The sequence below is a fragment of the Streptomyces sp. AC512_CC834 genome (assembly GCF_019049325.1).
Classification (GTDB): domain Bacteria; phylum Actinomycetota; class Actinomycetes; order Streptomycetales; family Streptomycetaceae; genus Streptomyces.
The window spans coordinates 21,224-44,209 of the sequence record NZ_JAGMUO010000018.1 but is presented as its reverse complement, the minus strand read 5'-3'; the positions used below and the strand labels follow the sequence as shown (position 1 = coordinate 44,209).

Sequence of the window (22,986 nt, the reverse complement as noted above, 5' to 3'; positions counted from 1 at the left end):
GCGGACGGCGCCGCCCTCCCCGGCGGACGGCGCCGCCCTCCCCGGCGGACGGCGCCGCCCTCCCCGGCGGACGGCGCCCAGCCGTCCCGGTGGACGGTGCTGCCTGTCCTGGCGGATGGTGCTGTCCGCTCCGGTGGACGGTGCTGGCCGTCCCGGTGGATGGCGCCGGCCGTCCTGGTGGATGGTGCTGGCCGTCCCGGTGGAAGGGCGCCGCTCGCCCGCGACCGTCGCACGGCTGGTGGTGTCGGGGGCGGGGGAGGGCGTCTGGCCGACCGGTGCGGGGTCTCGAGGCTCGGGCGTTCGCAGCCCGTCCCGGCCGGATGGTGCCAGCCGTCCCGGTGGACGGTGCCGCCCGCTCCAGTGGACGGTGCTGGCCGTCCCGGTGGAAGGGCGCCGCTCGCCTGCGATCGTCGCACGGCTGGTGGTGTCGGGGGCGGGGGAGGGTGCCTGGCCGACCGGTGCGGGGTCTCGAGGCTCGGGCGTTCGCAGCCCGTCCCGGCCGGATGGTGCCAGCCGTCCCGGTGGACGGTGCCGCCCGTCCCGGGTGGATGGGCGTCACTCGCCCGCGACCGTCGCACGGCTGCTGGTGTCGGAGTCGGGGCAGGGCGCCCGGCCGACCGACGCGTGATCCCGGCGCTCCGGCATTCCCCCACCGCCCGAGCGGGCCGGCGCCGCTCGCCCAAGCCCGCCGCATCAATCGTCCCGCACCTTCGTCCCCCGTCCCGCACACCTTCGTCCCTCGCCCCGCACCCCCGTTCCAGCTTGAGGCGGTGACGCCGCCAGGAAGGAGAGAAACCGTGGCCGGTGAGATTCCTCCAGCCCAGCCACCACCCGCCCTCCCGGACCCCGACCCCGAACCCGTACGACACCCGTATCTCCTGCTGTGGAGGTGGCGGCGCAATCCGTTGCGGCGCCCGAGCGACCGGCTGCGGGCGTGGATCACGCTCGGGCTCGTGCTCGCCGTGCTGGTGGCGGCCCCGGTGGCGATGTTCGGGGTCGGCGACAGCGCCTACCGCCACTACCGCAGTACCGCGGAGCACGAGGCACGGACCCGGGACCACCGCCCCGCCGTCCTCGTCCACGACGCCCCGCGCCACCCCGAGCCGGGGTCGGACGAGGCGAAGGAGACTCGCTACCCGGTCCCGGTCCGCTACACCGGCCCGGACGGAACGTCCCGGACCGGCAGCACCGACGTCGAACCGGGGCTGCCCGCGGACAGTACCGTCCTGGTCTGGGTCGACGCGGAGGGCGGGATCACCGAGCCGCCGCTGACCGCGGAGCAGATCCGCAGCCGCACGATGGGCTGGGCGATCCTCGCCTTCCTGGGCGTCGTCCTCACCGGCCTCGCGGCCCACGCCGGCACGGGTCTCGTGCTGCACCGGCGCAACCTCGCCCAGTGGGACGCGGCCTGGGCCACCACGGCCCCGCGCTGGAGCAGGCTTCCATGACCGGCCGACGGGAGACGGGGACGGGGACAGGGACGGCAGCGGTCACGCCGTCGCCGCGCCCGTGGCCGGGGGTGCCAACTGCTGTGCCAGCCACGTCGGCACACCGCCCAGCAGCCGGAACAGCCGCCGCGCCTCCTCCCGCAGCCGCGACGCCTCCGGCTCCGTCTCCGCGTCCGCCAGTGACACCAGCGCCGGTGCCGTACCCACCAGGTATCCCAGCTCCTCGCGGATGCGCAGCGACTCGGCGAATCCGTGCCGTGCCTCGGCCAACTCCCCCTCACGCAGGGCGAGCCCGGCCAGATGCCGCCAGGTGAAGGACTGGAGCAGCGGGTCGGCGTGCGCGGTGGCACCGGCGTGGGCCCGCCGGTACGCCGCGCGGGCGGCCTGCGGCGAGCGGGTCAGGTTCTCCGCGAGCAGCCCGCGCCGGAAGTCCAGCAGCGCCCGCCCCCCGGCTCCCGGCGCGATCAGTGCCGCCGCCCGGCCCAGCGCGGCCCGTGCCTCGTCGGCCCGGTCGCGTACTCCGTGCACCGTGGCGGCGTACGCGAGTTGCCCCCGTTCGCAGGCGGCGGCCCCGCGCTCGTCGTCGCTGTGCGCCAGCGCCTCCGCCGTGCGCAGCGCGTCCTCGGCCTCGGCCCAGCCCTGCTCCGTGTACAGACACCGCTCCACCAGCAGCGCGGTCCGCTGCAAGGCGGTGTCCGCGGTGACCGGCTCCAGCAGGGCCGCCGCGTCGGCCCAGCAGGCGCGCGAGCGCAAGCGCCATACCGCGGTCTGGAGCGGATCGTCACCTTCGGTCGTTCCCCAGCCAGAACCAGCCATGGCGGAATGCGCCACGTCGCCCTCCCCTTAGCACGCCGTCGAGCTCTTGAGTGGTGGCCGCATCTCAGCACGGATCCGGCGGCTCGGCCAAGGGTATGGGTGAAACTTTTCACAAAGTGGTGGGACTTCCCGCTCCGAGGTTTGGGAAGCCCCGGGGCTTCCCCAGGGCTTCCCCGCGCCTCAGCTCATGCGCAGTGCCAGGAAGAAATCCAGCTTGTCCTCCAGGCGCGACAGATCACGTCCCGTCAACTGCTCGATCCGACCGACGCGGTAGCGCAGCGTGTTGACGTGCAGGTGGAGCCGGTTCGCACAGCGCGTCCAGGAGCCGTCGCTGTCGAGGAAGGCCTCCAGTGTCGGGACCAGCTCGGCGCGGTGGCGGCGGTCGTAGTCCCGCAGCGGGTCGAGGAGCCGCGCGGTGAAGGCGCGCCGCACGTCGTCCGGGACGAACGGGAGCAGCAGCACGTGCGAGGCCAGTTCCTGGTGGCCGGCCGCGCAGACCCGCCCGGGGCGCGCCGCGGCGACCCGGCGCGCGTGCCGGGCCTCCTCCAGCGCGCCGCGCAGTCCCTCCGCCGAGTGCACGGCCGCGCTGACGCCGAGCGTGACCCGCCCGTCGCCGTCGAGACCCGCCGACAGCGGTTCCCGTACGGATTCGAGGAGCGCGTCCGCCAGGACGCCGGTCTCCGAGCCGTCGTGCTCGCTGGAGACCGCCGGCAGCGGTACGAGGGCGACGGCCTCGTCACCGGTGTGCGCCACGGCGATGCGGTCGGAGTGCTCGGGGCCGGTGGCGAGCGGGTCGACGAGGATCTCCTCCAGGAGGGTCTGGGCGACCGGCCCGGTCTGAGCCGCGCCGTCCTCCCACTCGACGCGGGCCACCACGACCTGCCAGTGCGGGGCGGCGCCGAGGCCCGGCAGGAGCACCGGCGCCGCCACCCGCAGCCGGGCCGCGATCTCGGCGGGCGCGGCGCCCGTCTGCACCAGCTCCAGGACCTCCTGGGCGAGCCGCCGCCGCACCGTGCGTGCCGCGTCCCGCCGGTCCCGCTCCACCGCGATGAGCTGAGTGACGCCGTACAGCAGGTCCAGACGCTCCTCGGCCCAGTCCCCGGCGTCCGCCTCCACCACGAGCAGCCAGTCGGACAGCACCGTCTCGCGCACGTCCCGTCCGCCGGCCACCCCCTGCGGGGCGCGGGCCCCGCCGGGCGCCGCCGGCAGGTGCCCTCGGCCGCGCACCGGGAAGAGGCTGTACGTCGTGGAGCCCACGGGCACCCGGTGCGGCGCGCGCCGACCCGCGCGGGTGGCCGCGAGATGCTCCGCCGCCAGCTTCGCGCACACCTCGGCGGACAGCACGGGATCGGCGTCCTTCGGCCCGGCGACCGGGCGCCCGGTGGGGGAGAGCACCCAGGCCCGGAGGTCGAGGTCGGAGCCGAGCAGGTCCAGGACCACGTCGGGGCCGCCGCCCGCCGGTCCCGAGGTCATCATCCGGCGGTGCCGGTCCACCACGGCCGCGAGGTCCCCGGCGCGCTCCCCGGAGACCTGGCGCACGACATGCTCGGTGATGGTCGCGAAGGCCACCGACTCGTGCACCGCGAACAGCGGCAGCCGGTGCCGTACGCACGCCGCCACCAGGTCTTCCGGCACGCACCCCAGCTCCGCCTCACCGGCGGCGAGGGCCGCCACCCCGGCCTGCACCAGGAGGCGGACGAACGGCTCGGAGTCGGCGGCGTCCCGGCGCCAGGCCAGGCCGGTGAGAACCAGCTCGCCGCCCGAGAGATAGCGGCTGGGGTCCCGCAGGTCGGTGGTCATCACGCCCCGGACCGTGCGGTCCAGCTCGTCCTCGCCGCCGAGCATCTTGAGGCCCAGCGCGTCGGTGTCCAGCAGTGCGCGCAGCCGCATTCTCGTCGCCGCCGTTCTTTGTCTCGAAGTGTTCCAGGTCACGCGGGTGTGGCGCGCGTTGCCGGAGGAAAAGCAGGAGGTTCATGAGGACCCCCGTTCATACGAATCTACAAGATGCCCGCCCTGGCCAGCCAACTCCTTCATGGTTTCTGCGACTGACCCCGGTGGCGGACAGGACGGTGTACTGAGCCCACTCCACGTGAACAGCACTTGAACGAGCCGGGCCCGCCGCACACGGATTGGCTCAATCTGTACGCCCCACCAAGCCCCACCAAGCCCCACCAAGCCCCACTACGCCTCACAAGCAGACGAAGAAGAGAGCCGGTCATGGACTTCCTTCGCCCCGCAAGCTGGGAGGAGGCGCTCGCCGCCAAGGCCGAGCACCCCACCGCTGTGCCGATCGCGGGCGGCACCGACGTGATGGTCGAGATCAACTTCGACCACCGGCGGCCCGAGTACCTCATGGACCTGGGCCGCATCGGCGACCTCACCGAGTGGGAGGTCGGCGAGGACTCCGTACGGCTCGGCGCCTCCGTGCCCTACTCCGCGATCATGGAGAGCCTGCGCGCCGAGCTGCCGGGTCTCGCCCTCGCCTCGCACACGGTCGCCTCCCCGCAGATCCGTAACCGCGGCGGCGTGGGCGGGAACCTCGGCACCGCCTCCCCGGCCGGCGACGCCCATCCCGCGCTGCTGGCCGCCGGCGCCGAGGTCGAGGCCGAGTCGGTGCGCGGCGCGCGCCGCATCCCGATCGACGCGTTCTATCGCGGCGTCAAGCGCAACGCCCTGGAGCCCGACGAGCTGATCCGTGCCGTGCACGTGAAGAAGGCCGAAGGGCCGCAGCAGTTCTCCAAGGTCGGCACCCGCAACGCCATGGTCATCGCCGTGTGCGCCTTCGGCCTCGCCCTGCACCCCGAGACCCGCACCGTCCGCACCGGCATCGGCTCCGCGGCGCCCACACCCGTAAGGGCCACGGCCGCCGAGGAGTTCCTGAACGCGGCGCTCGAAGAGGGCGGCTTCTGGGACAGCGGAAAGATCATCACCCCGTCGGCGGCCAAGCAGTTCGCGGACCTGTGCTCCGCCGCCTGCAACCCCATCGACGACGTCCGGGGCACCGCGAGCTACCGCCGCCACGCGGTCGGCGTGATGGCCCGCCGGACGCTCACCTGGACCTGGGAGTCGTACCGCGGCACCCGCCACGCAACGGAGGGAGCCGCGTAATGCGTGTCAACTTCACTGTCAACGGACGTCCGCAGGAAGCCGACGACGTGTGGGAGGGCGAGTCCCTGCTGTACGTGCTGCGCGAGCGGATGGGCCTGCCCGGTTCCAAGAACGCCTGCGAGCAGGGCGAGTGCGGCTCCTGCACGGTCCGCCTGGACGGCGTGCCGGTGTGTTCCTGTCTGGTCGCCGCCGGACAGGCGGAGGGCCGCGAGGTCGTCACGGTCGAGGGCCTGGCGGAGTACGCCAAGGACCGCGCCGAAGGCTGCGCCACGAGCACCCCCGGCACCCCCGGCGGCGGCGCGAGCGCCTCGCTCGACGCGGCCAAGCGGTGGCAGGCGGGGGGCACCGACTCGCAGACCGGCGAGGGCATCGAACTGGCCCCCATCCAGCAGGCGTTCATCGACGCCGGTGCCGTCCAGTGCGGCTTCTGCACGCCCGGTCTCCTCGTCGCCGCCGACGAGATGCTGGAACACCACCCGAACCCGTCCGACGCGGACATCCGCGAGGCGCTGTCGGGCAACCTGTGCCGCTGCACGGGCTACGAGAAGATCATGGACGCGGTCCGCCTGGCCGCGGCCCGTCAGTCCGAGGGGGTCTGAGCATGGCTGCCACCGGCGCACCGACCAAAATCACCCAGGGTTCCCAGACCAAGGGCGGCATCGGCGAGTCCACGCTCCGCCCGGACGGCACCCTCAAGGTCACCGGCGAGTTCGCGTACTCGTCCGACATGTGGCACGAGGACATGCTCTGGGGCCAGATCCTGCGCTCCACCGTCGCGCACGCCGAGATCGTCTCCATCGACACCGGCGAGGCCCTCGCGACAGCCGGCGTCTACGCCGTCATGACCTACGACGACCTGCCCACCGAGGTGCGCGACTACGGCCTGGAGATCCAGGACACCCCGGTCCTCGCCCACGGCAAGGTCCGCCACCACGGCGAGCCGGTCGCCATCGTCGCCGCCGACCACCCGGAGACCGCGCGCCGCGCCGCCGCCAAGATCAAGGTGGAGTACCGGGAGCTGCCCGTCATCACCGACGAGGCCTCCGCGACCGCCCCCGACGCGATCCTCGTCCACGAGGGCCGCGACGACCACCACATCGGCCACGTCCCGCACCCCAACATCGTGCACCGCCAGCCGATCGTGCGCGGCGACGCCGACGAGGCCGCCGGGCGGGCCGACGTGATCGTCAAGGGCGACTACTACTTCGGCATGCAGGACCAGGCCTTCCTCGGCCCGGAGTCCGGTCTCGCCGTGCCCGCCGAGGACGGCGGCGTCGAGTTGTACGTCGCCACCCAGTGGCTGCACTCCGACCTGAAGCAGATCGCCCCGGTCCTCGGCCTGCCCGAGGACAAGGTACGGATGACGCTGTCCGGCGTGGGCGGTGCCTTCGGCGGGCGCGAGGACCTGTCGATGCAGATCCACGCCTGCCTGCTGGCGATGCGCACCGGCAAGCCCGTCAAGATCGTCTACAACCGCTTCGAGTCGTTCTTCGGCCATGTCCACCGCCACCCGGCCCGCCTGCACTACGAGCACGGCGCCACCAGGGACGGCCGCCTCACCCACCTGAAGTGCCGGATCGTCCTGGACGGCGGCGCCTACGCCTCCGCATCCCCGGCGGTCGTCGGCAACGCCGCCTCGCTCGCCGTCGGCCCGTACGTGGTCGACGACGTGGACATCGAGGCCCTCGCCCTCTACTCCAACAACCCGCCCTGCGGCGCCATGCGCGGCTTCGGCGCGGTCCAGGCGTGCTTCGCCTACGAGGCGCAGATGGACAAGGTGGCCGGGGAACTCGGCATGGACCCGGTGGAGTTCCGCCGGATCAACGCCATGGAGCAGGGCACCATCATGCCCACCGGACAGCCGGTCGACTCCCCGGCGCCGGTCGCCGAACTGCTGCGCCGCGTCAAGGCGATGCCCATGCCGCCCGAGCGCCAGTGGGAGTCCAGCGAGGGCTCCGACGTACGGCAGTTGCCCGGCGGCCTGTCCAACACCACGCACGGCGAGGACGTCGTCCGCGGCGTCGGCTACGCGGTCGGCATCAAGAACGTCGGCTTCTCCGAGGGCTTCGACGACTACTCCACCGCCAGGGTCCGCATGGAGGTCGTCGGCGGTGAACCGGTGGCCACCGTGCACACCGCGATGGCGGAGGTCGGCCAGGGCGGCGTCACCGTCCACGCGCAGATCGCCCGCACCGAGCTGGGCGTCACCCAGGTCACCATCCACCCCGCCGACACCCAGGTCGGATCGGCCGGCTCCACCTCGGCCTCCCGGCAGACGTACGTCACCGGCGGCGCCGTGAAGAACGCCTGCGAGATCGTGCGCGAGAAGGTACTGGAGATCGGGCGCCGCAAGTTCGGCTCCTACCACCCCGCCTGGGCCACCGCCGAACTCCTCCTGGAGGGCGGCAAGGTCGTCACCGACGGCGGCGAGGTCCTGACCGACCTCGTGGAGGTCCTGGAGGGCGAGGCCGTCGAGGTCGAGGAGGAGTGGCGGCACCGGCCGACCGAGGCCTTCGACCTGCGTACCGGCCAGGGCAACGGCCACGTCCAGTACTCCTTCGCCGCGCACCGCGCCGTCGTCGAGGTCGACACCGAACTCGGCCTGGTCAAGGTCATCGAACTGGCCTGCGCGCAAGACGTCGGCAAGGCGCTGAACCCGCTGTCCGTCATCGGGCAGATCCAGGGCGGCACCACCCAGGGCCTGGGCATCGCCATCATGGAGGAGATCGTCGTCGACCCGAAGACGGCGAAGGTCCGGAACCCGTCCTTCACGGACTACCTGCTCCCCACCATCCTCGACACGCCGACCATCCCGGTCGACGTGCTCGAACTCGCCGACGACCACGCGCCGTACGGACTGCGCGGCATCGGCGAGGCCCCCACCCTGTCGTCCACCCCGGCGGTCCTCGCGGCCATCCGGAACGCGACGGGGCTGGCGCTCGACCGCACGCCGGTACGACCGGAGCACCTCACCGGCACCCCCTGAACCCTCCGGGCGGCGCACGGAACGTCACACACTCCGCGCCGTCCGGAGCACAGCCCAAGTCCCGCTCCGCTCGCGGTGCTTGAAGTACCACCCCACATGCGTTCGTCTCGGGCCGTCCCCCGGGTCGTGCATATCCCAAATCCCGCGCGTTCGCCGAAGGCAAACGGCACGGGTGCACCTATGAACCTTGGGAGACGGCCCCTATGACCCAGCAGTCAGTGGAGCCCAAGACCACCGCCGAGGACGCGGGCGCGGGTTCCCGCGTCCCCTCCGGACGGTCTTGGCTCGACCGGTACTTTCACATATCGCACAGAGGATCCACGGTCGCGCGTGAGGTGCGCGGCGGGCTCACCACCTTCATGGCGATGGCGTACATCGTCCTGCTCAACCCCGTCATCCTGTCCGGCAAGGACGCGGCGGGGGACACCCTGGGCCAGAAGGCCCTGATCACCGCGACGGCGCTCGCCGCGGCGGTCACCACGCTCCTGATGGGCTTCGTCGGCAAGGTGCCGCTGGCCCTGGCCGCCGGACTCTCGGTGTCCGGGGTGATCGCCGGGCAGGTCGCCCCGCAGATGACCTGGCCGCAGGCCATGGGCATGTGTGTGATGTACGGCGTGGTGATCATGCTGCTCGTGGTCACCGGGCTCCGCGAGATGATCATGAACGCGATCCCGCTGGCCCTCAAGCACGGCATCACCATGGGCATCGGCCTGTTCATCGCCATCATCGGCCTGGTCAAGGGCGGCTTCGTCCACGCGGGCAAGGCGACCCCGCTCACGCTCGGCCCCACGGGGGAACTCGCCGGCTGGCCCGTCCTGCTCTTCGCGGGCACCCTGCTGCTGATCTTCATGCTCCAGGCGCGCAACATGCCCGGGGCGATCCTGATCGGCATCGTCACCGGCACGATCGTCGCGGCGATCCTCAACGCCACCGGGGTCATCGACCCCGAGCAGTGGGCGAACGGCGCCCCCGAGCTGCACGGCAGCGCGGTCTCCATGCCGGACTTCTCGCTCTTCGGCGGCCTGGAGTTCGGCGGCTGGGGCGAGGTCGGCGCGATGACGGTCGGCATGATCGTCTTCACGCTGGTCCTCGCCGGGTTCTTCGACGCGATGGCCACCATCATCGGCGTCGGCACCGAGGCGAAGCTCGCCGACGACAAGGGCCGTATGCCGGGCCTGTCGAAGGCGCTGTTCATCGACGGCGCCGGCGGTGCCATCGGCGGCGTGGCGGGCGGCTCCGGCCAGACCGTCTTCGTCGAGTCCGCGACCGGCGTCGGCGAGGGGGCCCGCACCGGGCTCGCCTCGGTCGTCACCGGCACGTTCTTCGCGGCCTGCCTCTTCTTCACCCCGATCACCGCGATCGTGCCGCAGGAGGTCGCCTCCGCCGCGCTGGTCGTCATCGGGGCGATGATGATGATGAACGCCCGGCACGTGGACTGGGCCGACCGGGCCACCGCGATCCCGGTCTTCCTGACCGTCGTCCTGATGCCGTTCACGTACTCCATCACGGCGGGTGTCGCCGCGGGCGTCATCTCCTACGTCGCCATCAGGGTCGCCCAGGGCAAGGCCCGGGAGATCGGCGCGTTCATGTGGGCCCTGACGGTGATCTTCGTCGTCTACTTCGCCCTCAACCCGATCGAGAGCTGGCTGGGCGTGCACTAGCCGCCACGACGGGAACCCTTCACGTACCCCTTGTCCAAGGAGGACCGAAAGATGCTGGACATCGCCGAAGAGCTGCACCGGTGGGTCGAGCAGGGACGCGACTTCGCCGTGGCCACCGTGGTGGCCGTCGGCGGCAGCGCGCCCCGCCGCCCCGGCGCCGCACTCGCGGTGGACGCCGGGGGCACGGTGATCGGCTCGGTCTCCGGCGGGTGCGTGGAGGGAGCCGTGTACGAGCTGTGCCGGCAGTCGCTCGAGGACGGCGAAACCGTCCTGGAGCGCTTCGGCTACAGCGACGAGGACGCCTTCGCCGTGGGTCTGACCTGCGGCGGGGTCATCGACATCCTCGTCACACCGGTACGGGCGGCCGATCCCGCCCGACCGGCAGTGGCCGCAGCCCTCGCCGCCGCCGCGCGCGGGGAGACGGCGGCGGTGGCCCGGATCGTGAGCGGTCCGACGGACCTGCTGGGCCGCGCCCTCGTGGTCCGTCCGGACGGCTCCCGCACCGGCGGCTTCGGCGGCCACCCCGAACTGGACCGCACGGCCGCCGCCGAGGCGGACGCCTTCCTGGACGCCGGGCGCACCGGCACGCTGGAGATCGGTGAGCAGGGCTCACGGTGCGGAGCGCCTCTCACGCTGCTGATCGAGTCCTCGGTCCCGGCCCCCCGCATGATCGTCTTCGGCGCGATCGACTTCGCCTCGGCACTGGTACGGGCCGGCAGGTTTCTCGGCTACCACGTGACGGTCTGCGACGCCCGCCCCGTCTTCGCCACCCCGGCCCGCTTCCCGGACGCGGACGACATCGTCGTCGAGTGGCCCCACGAGTACCTGCGGCGCACCGAGGTCGACGCGCGCACGGTGCTGTGCGTGCTGACCCACGACGCCAAGTTCGACATACCGCTGCTGAAGCTGGCGCTGCGGCTGCCGGTGGCGTACGTCGGCGCGATGGGCTCCCGCCGCACCCACCTGGACCGCAACGCACGCCTGCGCGAGGTCGGCGTCAGCGACCTGGAGCTGGCCCGCCTCAGGTCGCCGATCGGCCTCGACCTCGGCGCCCGCACCCCCGAGGAGACGGCCCTGTCCATCGCCGCCGAGATCGTCGCGACCCGCCACGGGGGTACGGGCGCCTCCCTGACCGGCGCCCACACCCCCATCCACCACGACGGCCCGACGGCACCGGCGGGGCGTATCGGATCGGTCGCGTAGGGGCACTCGGTCGCGCAGGGCCGGTCCAGGGCCGGTCCAGGGCTCGCCCAGGGCCTGTCGGGCGGATCAGGCCGCAGGGGAGCCGTGCACCTCGTCGGCACCGCTGAGGGGGCCTGGCGCGCCCCTCCCACGCCCTTCAGGTGGCGGGGGAGGGCGTGGGAGGGGAGGCCCTGCCAGACCCCGTGTCCAGGGCGTGATCCGCCGGACGGCCCCAGGGCCCGCCGGACGGCCCCAGGCCCCAGGCACCCGGCGCCACGCCCCGCGGGCGCGCAGGGGCCCGGTCGAGGGGTCTCAGCCCCGGCCGGGTCCCCTCCTGGCCAGGGACACGTCCGCGACCACCGGGCGGTGGTCGGAGGCCGCGGCCTCCCGCGGTACCGCGGCGCCGTGCACCCGTACGCCCTTGCCCACGGCCACGTAGTCGATGCGCTTCACGGGGGCCTCGGCCGGATACGTGCCGGCGTTCCGCGGTCCGGCGTCGCGCAGCTCCTTCCACAGCGGCCGCAGCTCGGGTGCCGAGTGCTCGGCGTTGAGGTCGCCGAGCAGCACCTGCCGCGCCCCCGGCTGCTCCGCCCGCTCCCGGGCCATGATCCGCCGGGTGTCGGCGACCTGCGCCACCCGGACCGCCGGGTCCGCCCGGTAGTCGAGGTGCGTCACGAACACCTGCACCGGCACTCCGCGCACCTTGAGCGTCACCTCGCCGAACCCGGGGGCGGGCGCGGGCACCGGGTTCTCGTCCTGCGTGGACAGGCGGGTGATCTCGTGGTTCGTCGCGGAACGGATCGGGAAGCGGGACAGCACCGCCACGCCGTACTCGCGCCGGGGCTGTCCGGCCGTCGCGGGATCGAGGCTGTAGATCGGCGCGAACGACACCCGCATGCCGAGCCGCCGCGCCAGCTCCCCGGCCACGTCGAGCCCCTGACTGCGGGCGCTCCAGTGCACGTCGACCTCCTGGAGGCCGATGACATCCGCGTCCAGGGCGCGCAGTACGGCGGCCTGCCGGTCGAGGTCGAAGACGCCGTCCGATCCCGTTCCGGCGTGGATGTTGTAGGTGGCGATGCGCAGCGGGACCGGGTGGCCGGGCTGGCCGGCGAAGGCGGGTGGTGCCGCGACAGCCAGCGTCAACAGGGCACCCGCGAGGGACAGTTGGGTGAAGGTGCGCGATCTGGGAGACATGTCGGCACGGTACGCGGGAAACGGTGCCCGCGAGACGCGCGGCGCGATCTCGTTCGCGCTCGTTCGCGACTCTTACGCCGCCCGCAACCCGCGGTTCACGGGTGCCGCAGCAGGTGGTTGACCGTGCGGCCGAAGACGTGGCGCCCCGAGCGGACGAGGAGGCCGTCGAGGAAGGACGGGAGGAGCCGGACGTCCAGCTCCTCGCGCCACACCACGCGCGCCCGGCCGCCGGGCCCCGTCCGGACCTCGATCTCCGCCCAGCCCCGGACCACCTGGCCGCGCTTCTCCAGCCTGCACAGGCCGGGGGAGTCCTCCCGCGGCGGCTGCCACACCGTCACCTCCATGGTGTCGGCGAAGGCGAACGGGCCGGCGCCCGTGCGGGCCACGACCAGCGTGCCCCGGCGGGTGGGGCCGCCGGGCGGGTCGGCGGTGACCCGGGTCAGCGGCACGGTGTCGCCGTGCCGCTCCCACCGGGTGAGCCGGCGCCAGGCCTCGTCCGGGGCGAGCGGCGCGGTGCGTTCGAGCGAGAAGGTGGCCACCGGACGATCGTAGGCAATGCGCCTACCGGTAGACCTTGCCCGGCTCGGCCTTCCCCGGGGCCAGTAGCTGGGGCACCGTCACGAAGACGTAGCCCCGCTTCTTGAGCGCGTCGATGATCCCGGGCACGGCGGGCACGGTGCCGTCGTAGATGTCGTGCAGCAGGATGATGCCGTCCCGGGACGACTGGTCCAGGACGCGCTCGGTGATCAGGTCGGAGTCCTTGGTCCGGTAGTCCTTGGCGGTCACGCTCCACAGCACCTCCGCCAGCCCCAGCTCACGGCAGATCTCGTGCACCGTGTCGTCCGTGCGGCCCTGCGGCGGGCGCATCAGGGAGGGGCGCTGCCCCGTCAGCCGCTCTATCTCCTTGTTCGGGCGCTCCAGCTCCTCGCGTATCTCGTCCGGTTCGGCGTCCGTGAGGATCTTGTGCGTCCAGGTGTGACTGGCCACCTCGTGGCCCTCGTCGGCCATGCGCCTGACAAGTTCGGGATACGTGTCGATGTGCCGCTTGCCGAGCAGGAAGAAGGTCGCCGGTACCCGCTTCTCCTTGAGAATGTCGAGCAGCCGGGCGGAGTTCTCGCTCGGTCCGGCGTCGAAGGTCAGCGCGATGCACTTGACGTGCCCGCAGTCGACGGTGCCGAATCCGGCCGCTCCCGCCTGGGCGCCCGCAGCGCCCCGGACGGAGCTGGGAGAGGTCGTCTCCAGTTTCGTGCAGCCGCTCAGCGCGAGTGTCAGCGCGGCGGCGGTCGTGAGGGTCGTGAAGGTCGCGAGGGTGCGCAACCTGGTCCCCGTTTTTGTCATCTTCCTGGTCAGCGAAAGCATGCGAGGACTATACACAGAGTGTATATACGTCGTTTATAGTGCTCCTCTCCTTGATCGGACCGCCGGCGAAGCCGGAGGTTTCCACGTGTTTGAGCCGGTTCGGCCGCGGCACCCGCGATCCCGAGAGAGGAGCACCCTCATGCGCGGTCGCGAGGACGAGGACGTACGGATGAGCGGCGATCCCGGGGCCGGGGCCTCCGGGGCGGGATACGCCGTCGTCGTGCCCACCCTCGTGCGGGACACGCTGGCCGACTGCCTGGCCGCGCTGGCCGCCGCGACCGGTCCGGCCCCCGGCGAGATCGTCCTGGTCGACGACCGGCCCGGGCCAGACACCGACCCGGACGCGCTGGAGCACCCCCTGACCGTCCTCGGCGACCTGCGCGAACGCACCGTGGCGCTGCGCAGCGGGGGCCGCGGCCCCGCCGCCGCCCGCAACGCCGGTGTCCGCGCGGTCACTTCGCCCTGGACCGTCTTCCTCGACGACGACGTCCAGGTCGGCCCGCACTGGTGCGACCAGCTTGCCCAGGACCTCGCCGAGGCGGCACCCGACACCGGGGCCGTGCAGGGCGTGATCGCCGTACCGCTGCCGGGGGAGCGCCGTCCCACCGACTGGGAGCGCGGCACCGCCGGCCTCGCGCGGGCCCGGTGGATCGCCGCCGACATGGCCTACCGCACCGGCGTACTCGAAGAGTTCGGCGGCTTCGACGAACGCTTCACCCGCGCCTACCGCGAGGACGCCGACCTCGCGCTGCGCGTCCTCGACGCGGGCTGGCGCATCCGGCGGGGCCGCCGCACCACCCGCCACCCCGTACACCCCACCACGCGCTGGGTCTCCCTGGAGCAGCAGCGCGGCAACGCCGACGACGCCCTGATGCGGCGCCTGCACGGCCCCGACTGGTGGGCCAAGGCGGTGGCGCCCAGGGGCCGGATCCGGCGACACGCGGCGATCACCGGCGCCGGTGCGGCCGCCTTGGCCCTCGCCGCCGCCGGTCGCCCCCGCGCCGCCGGGGTCGCCGGGCTCGGCTGGGCCGCGGGCACCGCCGAGTTCGCCTGGGCCCGCATAGCGCCCGGCCCCCGCACCCGCGACGAGGTCACGACCATGCTGATCACCAGCGCGCTCATCCCGCCCGCCGCGACCTGGCACCGACTGAGCGGCCTGTGGCGCCACCGCGCCGCACCCGCGTGGCAAGAGATGACCCCATGACCCCTACCGAGCCCACCCACTCCGTTGAGCCCCGCTACTCCGTCGAGCCCGCCTACTCCGTTGAGCCCCGCTACTCCGTCGAGCCCGCCTACTCCGTTGAGCCCCGCTACTCCGTCGAGCCCGCCTACTCCGTCGAGCCCGCCTACTCCGTCGAGCCCGCCTACTCCGTTGAGCCCGGCCTCCCCGTCCGTCCCGTTGAGCCCGGTCGCCCTGGCCACCTCGTTGAGCTCGGCCACCTCGTCGGGCCTGGCCGCCCCGTTGAGCCCGGTCGCTCCGCCTACTCCGTTGAGCTCGGCCACTCCGTTGAGCCCGTCTGCCCCGGCTACCCCGCCGAGCCCGCCCACTCCGTCGGGCCTGGCCGCCCCGTCGAGTCCGGTCGCCCCAGGCACTTCGTCGAGCCCGTCCGTCCCGTTCAGCTCGGTCGCCCTGGCCACTTCGTCGAGCCCAGCCGCCCCGTCGAGCCCGCCCACCCCGCCCGTCGGCACTCCCCGGGCCTGCCCCCGCCGCTGAGCGGAGTCCGGGGCCACTACGGGCCGTCCCGGTTTTCGGAGGGGCGGGAGTGCACGCTGAAGGAGGTGACCCGATGAGGATCGCCATGGTGTCCGAGCACGCGAGTCCACTCGCCGCGCCCGGCGGTGTCGACGCCGGGGGACAGAACGTCTACGTGGCCCACCTCACCGAGGAGTTGGCGGCTCGCGGCCACGAGGTCACCGTCTACACCCGCCGGGACGCGGGCGACCTGCCCGACCGGGTGCCCCTGCCCGGCGGCGCGGTCGTCGAACACGTGCCGGCCGGACCGCCCGTGACCCTCCCCAAGGACGAACTCCTCCCGCACATGCCCGCCTTCGGCGCCCACCTGGCCCGGGCCTGGGCCAGGCTGCGGCCCGACGTGGTGCACGCCCACTTCTGGATGTCCGGCATGGCCTCGCAGACCGGCGCACGGCCGCATGGCATCCCCCTCGTCCAGACCTTCCACGCCCTCGGCACCGTCAAGCGGCGCCACCAGGGACTGTGGGACACCAGCCCCTACGAGCGCATCGGCATCGAACGGCAGCTCGGCCGCGCCTGCGAACGGGTCCTGGCCACCTGCGCCGACGAGGCCGCCGAACTCGACGGCATGGGCATCCCGCCCCGGCGGATCTCCGTGGTGCCCTGCGGAGTGGACGCCGAGCACTTCCACCCCGCCGCGGACACCGGCCGCACCCCCGAACGACGACTTCCGCACCGGCTGCTCGCCTGCGGGCGGCTCGTCCCGCGCAAGGGCTACGACCAGGCCATCCGCGCCCTGGCCGACATTCCCGACGCCGAGCTCCTCATCGGGGGCGGCCCGCCCGCCGGCGCCGTGGACACCGAGCCCGAGGCCCGGCGCCTGACCCGGATCGCCCGCCGCGCCGGCGTGGCCGACCGGGTCCGGCTGCTCGGTGCGGTCGACCCGGACGACATGCCCGCCCTGCTCCGCAGCGCCGACCTGGTGCTGTGCACCCCCGTGTACGAGCCGTTCGGCATCGTGCCGCTGGAGGCGATGGCGTGCGGGGTGCCCGTCCTCGCCACCGACGTCGGCGGCCACCGCGACTCCGTGGCCGACGGCAGCACCGGCCGCCTGATCGCCCCGCAGGACCCCGGGGCCATCGCGGACGCCGTCCGTGAACTCCTCGCCGACGAGCGACTGCGCCGCCAGCACGGCAGGAACGGCCGTGAACGCGTCCTGCGGCACTACACCTGGGCGCGCGTCGCCGACGCCGCGGAACAGGTGTACCGCCTGACCCTCGCCGACCACGCTGTGCAGACGGCGACGGCGACGGCGACGGTGTGACGGTGTGCCGGCTCAGCGGCCCACCACCGGCTCGAAGGCGTCGCGCACGTCCGCCTTCGAGGGCGTGACGGCCATCCGCGACGGCAACTCGTCGAAGTACCGCAGCAGGCCCGGGCAGCTCTCGCCGCTCAACTGCACCTTGCGGTCGATCACGAGCTTCCCGGTCCGCAGCGCGTAGGCCTTCACCGGTATCGCCAGCTTGTTGAACCTGACGCTGCCGATGTCTCCCCGGTGGTCCTGGTACTGGCACGTCTCGACGACGTCCCCCGCCTCCGTCTCGCCCGTGCACACCACCAGCGCGGCATCGGAGGTCTCGGCCCGCCACCCCTCGGGCAGCTTGTCCGTGTACTCGGTGTCGCCGACGAACACGGCGCGGCTCTTCCCCTTGCGGTAGGCGGGGGCCGCGGAGTACTTCGCGGGGTTCTTGCAGTATCCGGTGCTCATGCTGTCCGCCGCCGACACCAGCTCCCTGACCCGGTCCAGCTCGATCGCCAGGCCCGCCTTCCTGATGCCCTTGCGGGCGTCGTCCGCGTGGCCGTCGTCCGGATGCTCGTCGACCAGCCGCTGGTAGCGGTCCCGCGCGTTCGCCCACTCCCTGTCGGTCATGAGGGCGTCGCCGCACTCCATGAGCGCCTCGGGCGCTATCCGGGCCGAGGTGGCGGTGGCCGGTCGGGTGAGGGCCTTCGGTCCGGTGTCCCGGTCCCACAGCCAGTCCGCGATACGCACGGTCAGGCAGCCGTCGTCGGTGGGCAGCCCGGCGAGGAAGCGGTCCAGGGTGGCCGCGACGGTCCGCTCGTTGCCGGACTCGCCGAGGACCGCGCCGAGCCCCCGGAAGCCGGTCTCCAGCGAGTCCAGGTCACCACTGAGCCCGACGTTCAGATAGCCCGCCGCCGTGTCCAGGCGCTCGCACGCCTCGACCACCGCGTCACCACGGGCGACCACCGGCCCGGCGGTGAGCCGGTGACGGAACCCGACCCCGTCCTGGGCGTCCGCCGCGTCACCGCACTTCCCCCGCTCGCGGGCCCCGGCGACGGCGTCCTCGATCTCGTGGGCGTCGTACCGCAGCCACCCGGCGGAGACCAGCACCGGCAGGGCGAGGGCGAGCGCGAGGACCCGCTGTCCGCGCCGGGGACCGGCCGCCGGGTGCCGCCGGGCCAGCCACCAGCCGTGCGCGACGAGCGCGGCCCACCACAGCAGCAGGAGCAACTCGCACCAGGTCTCGGCGGTCTCGTACGTCAGCCACAGCAGCGACACCGTGACCACCGCGGCGGCCCAGAACAGCGCGCGCCGCCCCATGATCAGATAACCCGTCCCGAGCAGCGAGGCGTTGCCGACGGCCACAGCGAGCGGATCGGGGTCCCGGGGTTCGCGGGGGACCGGCGGCGGCCAGTCGGGTCCGGGATACTCGGCCTCCGGGTACTCCGGGTACTCCGGGTACTCCGGGTGCTTCAGGTGCTCCGGGCTCTCGTGCTGCTCCGGGTCCTCGTGCTGCTCCGGTTCCTCGTCCGGCGGCCGGGTCATCCTCCGATCATCTCCTCGTCGCTCTCCCCGCTCCGGGCACGGACGTACGCGTCGGCGGCCGGCAGGTGCAGCAGGATCACGCCCGGGACCGCGAGCAGCGCGGCGAACAGCAGCGTGGAGCCGCCGTACAGCGGATCGTCGAGGGCGAACGGGGCGGCGATCACGAGGATCGCCGCGGTCAGACCGGTCACCGCGGTCCGGGCGCCGCGCCGGCCCCGGCCCGCGCGGACCGCGAACCAGAAGCAGACCGCCACCAGCAGGAGCACCAGGGTCGCCGCCCCCTGCGGGCCGGCCGCCGTCGTCGCCGCGACCAGCGTGCCCAGCATCACCAGCACCACCGCCAGCGTCACGCTGCGCGGCCGACGGGTCGTGTCGGCGATCATTTGATCACTTCCCTCACAGGCCATACCCGGAACGGGCGAACGTGGGTGCGGGGTGGTGCGGCCGTGCCGTGACGGACCCGGCGGTCGTGCCACCCCGCACTCCCCCGGACACCGATTCCACCGCGTACCGCCGTTGTTCAGCAGCCAGGACGCGGCACTGAACAATGCGCGACAATGCGGAACCGGAGTGAAGACACCGTGAACTCCCCGTGCGCCACCCCCCGATGGGGGCCCGTTCGCTTGCCGCCCCGTCCAGGGGCTCCCTACCGTGGGCGCCCGGACGGGGACCGAGAGCAACGGCGGGGCGGGGACACGTGAGCGGAAACGGAGTGGGGCGCCGGGAGCGACGGCTCGACCCGGGAGCCGGACCGGTGGAGCGGTTCGCCGCCGAACTCCGCGCCCTGCGCGAGTCGGTGGGACGCCCCACCTACCGGACGATGGCGGACAAGGTCCCGTTCTCGGTGACCGCCCTGTCCCAGGCGGCGGCTGGACGGCAACTGCCCACGCTCGCGGTGACCCTCGCCTACGTCGACGTCTGCGGCGGCGACCCGCGGGAGTGGGAGCGGCGCTGGCGGGCGGCGAGCGACGAGGCCGCGGAATTCCCCGCCGACAAGGAGACGCTCCCGCCCTACCGGGGTCTGACCCGCTACGAACCCGACGACGCCGCGCTGTTCTTCGGCCGCGACCGGCTGGTGGACCGGCTGGCCGAACTGGCCCGCGAGCACCGCTTCACCGCCGTCTTCGGCCCCTCCGGCAGCGGCAAGTCCTCCCTGCTGCGGGCCGGCCTGATCCCGCGCGTGCGCACGCCCGGAGCCAGAGCCGGCGCCGGCGCACCCCCCGCCCCCGCCGCCGTACGCATCCTCACCCCCGGCGCCCGCCCGGCGGCCACCCACGCCGACCGGCTGGACCCCGTGCCGGACACGGACGCGGACACCTGGCTGATCGTCGACCAGTTCGAGGAGCTGTACACCCTCTGTACGGACCCGGCCGAACGCGACGCCTTCGTCGACCGCCTCCTCGCCGCCACCGCCCCCGGCAGCCGACTGCGCGTGGTGGTCGCCGTGCGCGCCGACTTCCTGGGGCGCTGCGCCGAACACCCCGGGCTCACCGCCGCGTTGCAGGACGCGACCCTGCTGGCCGGGCCGATGAGCCGGGAGGAGCTGAGGGAGGCCGTCGTACGGCCGGCCGCCGCGGCCTCACTGGTCGTCGAACGCGCCCTGACCGCACGGCTGCTCGACGAGGTCGAGGACGCGCCGGGCGGACTGCCGCTGATGTCGCACGCGTTGCTGGAGACCTGGCGCCATCGCACCGGCCGCACTCTGACCGAGTCCGCCTACGAGGCGGCCGGGGGACTGCGCGGCGCCGTCGTCCGCACCGCCGAGGAGGTGTACGGCGAACTCACCGCCCCCCAGGCCGACCTGGCCCGACGGATCCTGCTGCGGCTCGTCGCCCCGGGCGACGGCACCCCCGACACCCGGCGCCCCGCCGAACACGCGGAACTCGACCTCGGCGACCCCGACGACAGCCGCGCCGTCCTTGACCGGCTGGTCGGGGCCCGGCTGCTCACCTTCGACGACGGCACCGTCGAACTCGCCCACGAGGCCCTCATCACGGCCTGGCCTCGGCTGCGCGGCTGGATCGACGCCGAGCGCGACCGGCTGCGCGTCCACCGCGCGCTCTCCGAGGCCGCTCGCACGTGGGTGGCCCTCGGCCGGGAGAACGCCGCACTGTACGCCGGATCCCGGCTGGCCGCCGCCCACGAGGCCTTCCCGCAGGACCACCGCGTGGGCCAACTGACACCGGTGGAGGGCGAGTTCCTCGCCGCCTCGGTCCGCAGGCGGCGGCGCGCGGTGTGGCTCCGGCGCGGACTGTCGGCCGCGCTCGTCCTGCTGGTCCTGGTCGCCACGGGCACGGCCGTCGTCGCGCTCCGGGCGCGGGCCGACGCCCAGGCCGAGCGGGACGACGCCGTCTTCGGCCGGATCACCGCCGAGGCCGACCGGGTGCGCGACACCAGCGCCACCCTCGCCGCCCGGCTGGACGTCGCCGCGCTCGGCATGCGCACCACCCCCGAACTGCGGACCGCGCTCACCTCGGACGCGGGCCGGGTGCTGTCCACCCGGCTGCCCGGCCACGACGACATCGGCAGCGCCGTGGCCTTCGCCCCCGACGGCCGCACCCTCGCCAGCGGCGGCCACGACGGCACCGTACGACTGTGGGACACGGCCGGGGAGGACGGCCAGGACGGCCAGGACGGCGAGGCCGGTCAGGCCGGGGAGGACGGCGAGGACGGCCAGGACGGCCAGGACGGCGAGGCCGGTCAGGCCGGTCAGGCCGGTCAGGCCGGGGAGGACGGCGAGGACGGCCAGGTCGGCGAGGACGGTCAGGCCAGCGAGGACGGCCAGGACATGCAGCTAGGCGAGCCGCTGCGGATCGCCGGGGACCCGGTGGGCGCGGTCGCGTTCTCGCCGGACGGCACCGTGCTCGTGGCGGCCGGGCACGGCGGCGGCATCCGGCTGTGGGACGTCCGGGACCGCACCCGGCCCGAGCCGCTGGGCCGGCCCCTGGTGAGCCACGGGGGCAAGTCCGTCACGTCCGTGGCCTTCGCCCCCGACGGCCGCACCCTCGCCACCGTCGGCGACGACGGCACCCTGCGCCTGTGGGACCTGAGCGACCCGGCCGCGCCCGCGCCCCTCGGCACACCGGCCCGCGCCGACGCCCGCAGCGTGCGGGACGTCGCCTTCGCCCCGGACGGCCGCACCCTGGCCACCGCCGGACACACCGGCACCGTACGACTGTGGCGGCTGGACCGCGCCGACGGACCGGCCCCGCTCGGCGAGCCCTGGCACGCCCACGACGAGGCGGTCTGGTCGGTGGCGTTCTCCCCGGACGGCGACACCCTCGCCACCGCCGGCTACGACGACACGGTGCGCCTGTGGGACGTGTCGGACACCGGCGGCCCGCGCCCCCTGGGCGAACCGCTCACCGCGCACACCGCCGCCGTGTGGGCCGTGGAGTTCAGCCCGGACGGACACACCCTGGCCAGCGCCGCCCAGGACGACACCGTGATCCTGTGGAACGTGTCCAACCCCGCCTACCCGCAGCAGATCGGCGAACCGCTGACCGGGCACACGGAGGGCCTGTGGGACCTGGCCTTCGCCCCGGACGGCCGCACCCTCGCCACCACCGGCGCCGACCGCAGCGTCCGCCTGTGGCATCTGCCGGACAACGTCCTCACCGACTTCACCAACCCGCTCACCTCCGTGGCCTACGACCCGCAGGGCCGGCTGCTCGCCGCCGGCAGCACCGACGACGCCCTGATCCGGCTCTGGGACGTCCGCGGGCCCGGACGGCCGCGCCCCCTGCCACGACCGCTCGCCGGTCACGAGGCCGCCGTCCTGACCGTGGCCTTCGCCCCCGACGGCCGCACCGTCGCCTCCGGGGCCGAGGACGGCACCGTACGGCTGTGGGACGTCACCGACCCCGACCGGCCGGCCCCCGCCGCCACCCTCCGGGACGCACACCCCGGCGGTGTCCTCACCGTCGCCTTCTCCCCGGACGGCCGCACCCTCGCCACCGGCGGCGCGGACGACCGGGTCCGCCTGTGGGAGGTGCGCGGCCCCGACGACGTACGTCCCGTGGGCGCGCCCCTGACCGGACACACCGACTGGGTCGGCTCCGTGGCCTTCTCCCCGGACGGGAACACCCTCGCCTCCGGCAGCCAGGACAAGACGGCCCGGCTGTGGGACGTGCGCGACCGCGACCGGGCCCGGCCGGTGGGCAAGCCCCTGACCGCCCACGGGGACTGGGTCAACTCGGTCGCCTTCGCGCCCCGGGGACACGTCCTCGCCACCGGCGGCCGGGACCGCACGGTACGGCTGTGGGACGTGCGCGATCCCGGCCGCGTCCGCCCCCTGGGCGAGGAGCTGACCGGGCACCGCGGCGGCGTGACCTCCGTGTCCTTCGCCCCGGACGGCCGCACCCTCGCCAGCGGCGGCGAGGACCACACCGTACGCCTGTGGAACGTGGCCGACCCTGCCCACGCCGAGGCCTTCGGCAACGCGCTCACCGGTCACCTGGACACGGTCACCTCCGTCGCGTTCGCGCCCGGCGGCGACACCCTGGCCTCGGCGGGCACCGACCTCACGGCCAGGATCTGGACGCTGGACACGGACCGGGCGGTCCGCCAGGTCTGCGCCCACACCGGCGGCGACCTCACCCCCGCCCGCTGGGGCGAACTCCTGCCGCAGCTCACCTACCGGCCCACCTGCGGATCGCGGACAGGAACCGTCCGCAACCCCCGCTAACGTGCCC

17 protein-coding genes are annotated in these 22,986 nt (G+C 73.9%); 10 read left to right on the top strand and 7 right to left on the bottom strand.

Annotation, left to right across the window (positions count from 1 at the left end):
• The first annotated feature begins 797 nt into the window (after window positions 1–797).
• Complete coding sequence (locus KUM40_RS07480) at window positions 798–1,448, top strand: hypothetical protein (RefSeq protein ID WP_217164155.1); 651 nt, start codon at window positions 798–800, stop codon at window positions 1,446–1,448.
• A 42-nt stretch (window positions 1,449–1,490) separates the two neighbouring features.
• Here KUM40_RS07480 and KUM40_RS07475 read toward each other — a convergent pair whose 3' ends face one another.
• The gene (locus KUM40_RS07475; protein ID WP_217164153.1) at window positions 1,491–2,279 is read right to left on the bottom strand and encodes a hypothetical protein; all 789 of its coding nucleotides are present in this window, start codon (window positions 2,277–2,279) and stop codon (window positions 1,491–1,493) included.
• A 165-nt stretch (window positions 2,280–2,444) separates the two neighbouring features.
• On the bottom strand, window positions 2,445–4,154 hold the full coding sequence (locus tag KUM40_RS07470) for a PucR family transcriptional regulator ligand-binding domain-containing protein (RefSeq protein WP_217164151.1): 1,710 nt from the start codon (window positions 4,152–4,154) through the stop codon (window positions 2,445–2,447).
• A 327-nt stretch (window positions 4,155–4,481) separates the two neighbouring features.
• Between KUM40_RS07470 and KUM40_RS07465 the strand changes: the two genes are divergently transcribed.
• From KUM40_RS07465 to KUM40_RS07445, 5 genes are all read left to right on the top strand, one after another.
• Window positions 4,482–5,372: a xanthine dehydrogenase family protein subunit M gene (locus tag KUM40_RS07465; protein ID WP_217164149.1), complete on the top strand. Its 891-nt coding sequence runs from the start codon at window positions 4,482–4,484 to the stop codon at window positions 5,370–5,372.
• The gene (locus KUM40_RS07460; protein ID WP_217164147.1) at window positions 5,372–5,971 is read left to right on the top strand and encodes a (2Fe-2S)-binding protein; all 600 of its coding nucleotides are present in this window, start codon (window positions 5,372–5,374) and stop codon (window positions 5,969–5,971) included. Before KUM40_RS07465 ends, KUM40_RS07460 begins: the two co-directional genes overlap by 1 nt.
• Before the next feature lie 2 nt (window positions 5,972–5,973).
• Window positions 5,974–8,358 (top strand): xanthine dehydrogenase family protein molybdopterin-binding subunit, encoded by a 2,385-nt coding sequence (locus KUM40_RS07455; protein ID WP_217164145.1) that lies wholly within the window; start codon window positions 5,974–5,976, stop codon window positions 8,356–8,358.
• 203 nt (window positions 8,359–8,561) lie between these two features.
• On the top strand, window positions 8,562–10,019 hold the full coding sequence (locus KUM40_RS07450) for an NCS2 family permease (protein ID WP_217164143.1): 1,458 nt from the start codon (window positions 8,562–8,564) through the stop codon (window positions 10,017–10,019).
• Window positions 10,020–10,070: 51 nt separating this feature from the next.
• Window positions 10,071–11,222: an XdhC/CoxI family protein gene (locus KUM40_RS07445; RefSeq protein ID WP_217164141.1), complete on the top strand. Its 1,152-nt coding sequence runs from the start codon at window positions 10,071–10,073 to the stop codon at window positions 11,220–11,222.
• Between the two features lie 291 nt (window positions 11,223–11,513).
• Here KUM40_RS07445 and KUM40_RS07440 read toward each other — a convergent pair whose 3' ends face one another.
• The 3 genes from KUM40_RS07440 to KUM40_RS07430 all read right to left on the bottom strand — a co-directional run bounded on the left by KUM40_RS07440 (window position 11,514) and on the right by KUM40_RS07430 (window position 13,733).
• Window positions 11,514–12,395, bottom strand: a complete 882-nt coding sequence (locus KUM40_RS07440; protein WP_217164139.1) for an endonuclease/exonuclease/phosphatase family protein — start codon at window positions 12,393–12,395, stop codon at window positions 11,514–11,516.
• A 95-nt stretch (window positions 12,396–12,490) separates the two neighbouring features.
• Entirely contained in the window at window positions 12,491–12,934 is a 444-nt protein-coding gene (locus tag KUM40_RS07435) for an SRPBCC family protein (protein WP_217164131.1), read from the bottom strand.
• A 22-nt stretch (window positions 12,935–12,956) separates the two neighbouring features.
• Window positions 12,957–13,733: a polysaccharide deacetylase family protein gene (locus KUM40_RS07430; RefSeq protein ID WP_217164178.1), complete on the bottom strand. Its 777-nt coding sequence runs from the start codon at window positions 13,731–13,733 to the stop codon at window positions 12,957–12,959.
• A 190-nt stretch (window positions 13,734–13,923) separates the two neighbouring features.
• On the opposite strand from KUM40_RS07430, the gene KUM40_RS07425 reads away from it, so the two are divergent.
• From KUM40_RS07425 to KUM40_RS07415, 3 genes are read left to right on the top strand one after another with little or no spacing between them, the layout of a single operon-like run.
• The gene (locus KUM40_RS07425) at window positions 13,924–14,958 is read left to right on the top strand and encodes a glycosyltransferase (RefSeq protein ID WP_217164176.1); all 1,035 of its coding nucleotides are present in this window, start codon (window positions 13,924–13,926) and stop codon (window positions 14,956–14,958) included.
• Window positions 14,955–15,545 (top strand): hypothetical protein, encoded by a 591-nt coding sequence (locus tag KUM40_RS07420; protein WP_217164129.1) that lies wholly within the window; start codon window positions 14,955–14,957, stop codon window positions 15,543–15,545. The genes KUM40_RS07425 and KUM40_RS07420 overlap by 4 nt, the downstream gene beginning before the upstream one ends.
• Window positions 15,542–16,771 carry a glycosyltransferase family 1 protein gene (locus KUM40_RS07415; protein ID WP_217164127.1) on the top strand — a complete coding sequence of 410 codons (1,230 nt, stop codon included), beginning with the start codon at window positions 15,542–15,544 and terminating at the stop codon, window positions 16,769–16,771. The genes KUM40_RS07420 and KUM40_RS07415 overlap by 4 nt, the downstream gene beginning before the upstream one ends.
• Before the next feature lie 12 nt (window positions 16,772–16,783).
• Here KUM40_RS07415 and KUM40_RS07410 read toward each other — a convergent pair whose 3' ends face one another.
• Together KUM40_RS07410 and KUM40_RS07405 are read right to left on the bottom strand one after the other, a co-directional pair.
• Entirely contained in the window at window positions 16,784–18,292 is a 1,509-nt protein-coding gene (locus KUM40_RS07410) for a tol-pal system YbgF family protein (RefSeq protein WP_217164125.1), read from the bottom strand.
• The gene (locus KUM40_RS07405) at window positions 18,289–18,675 is read right to left on the bottom strand and encodes a hypothetical protein (protein ID WP_217164123.1); all 387 of its coding nucleotides are present in this window, start codon (window positions 18,673–18,675) and stop codon (window positions 18,289–18,291) included. The genes KUM40_RS07410 and KUM40_RS07405 overlap by 4 nt, the downstream gene beginning before the upstream one ends.
• Before the next feature lie 314 nt (window positions 18,676–18,989).
• On the opposite strand from KUM40_RS07405, the gene KUM40_RS42350 reads away from it, so the two are divergent.
• Window positions 18,990–22,979: a WD40 repeat domain-containing protein gene (locus KUM40_RS42350; protein ID WP_217164121.1), complete on the top strand. Its 3,990-nt coding sequence runs from the start codon at window positions 18,990–18,992 to the stop codon at window positions 22,977–22,979.
• Window positions 22,980–22,986: the final 7 nt, after the last annotated feature.

Bases quoted from the DNA above. Each gene is read 5' to 3' on its own strand.
- KUM40_RS07410 (WP_217164125.1), bottom strand. From the start codon at position 18,292: ATGACCCGGCCGCCGGACGAGGAACCGGAGCAGCACGAGGACCCGGAG.
- KUM40_RS07455 (WP_217164145.1), top strand. From the start codon at position 5,974: ATGGCTGCCACCGGCGCACCGACCAAAATCACCCAGGGTTCCCAGACC.
- KUM40_RS07420 (WP_217164129.1), top strand. From the start codon at position 14,955: ATGACCCCTACCGAGCCCACCCACTCCGTTGAGCCCCGCTACTCCGTC.
- KUM40_RS07425 (WP_217164176.1), top strand. From the start codon at position 13,924: ATGAGCGGCGATCCCGGGGCCGGGGCCTCCGGGGCGGGATACGCCGTC.
- KUM40_RS07445 (WP_217164141.1), top strand. From the start codon at position 10,071: ATGCTGGACATCGCCGAAGAGCTGCACCGGTGGGTCGAGCAGGGACGC.
- KUM40_RS07440 (WP_217164139.1), bottom strand. From the start codon at position 12,395: ATGTCTCCCAGATCGCGCACCTTCACCCAACTGTCCCTCGCGGGTGCC.
- KUM40_RS07415 (WP_217164127.1), top strand. From the start codon at position 15,542: ATGAGGATCGCCATGGTGTCCGAGCACGCGAGTCCACTCGCCGCGCCC.
- KUM40_RS07460 (WP_217164147.1), top strand. From the start codon at position 5,372: ATGCGTGTCAACTTCACTGTCAACGGACGTCCGCAGGAAGCCGACGAC.
- KUM40_RS07430 (WP_217164178.1), bottom strand. From the start codon at position 13,733: ATGACAAAAACGGGGACCAGGTTGCGCACCCTCGCGACCTTCACGACC.
- KUM40_RS07405 (WP_217164123.1), bottom strand. From the start codon at position 18,675: ATGATCGCCGACACGACCCGTCGGCCGCGCAGCGTGACGCTGGCGGTG.
- KUM40_RS07450 (WP_217164143.1), top strand. From the start codon at position 8,562: ATGACCCAGCAGTCAGTGGAGCCCAAGACCACCGCCGAGGACGCGGGC.
- KUM40_RS07465 (WP_217164149.1), top strand. From the start codon at position 4,482: ATGGACTTCCTTCGCCCCGCAAGCTGGGAGGAGGCGCTCGCCGCCAAG.
- KUM40_RS07470 (WP_217164151.1), bottom strand. From the start codon at position 4,154: ATGCGGCTGCGCGCACTGCTGGACACCGACGCGCTGGGCCTCAAGATG.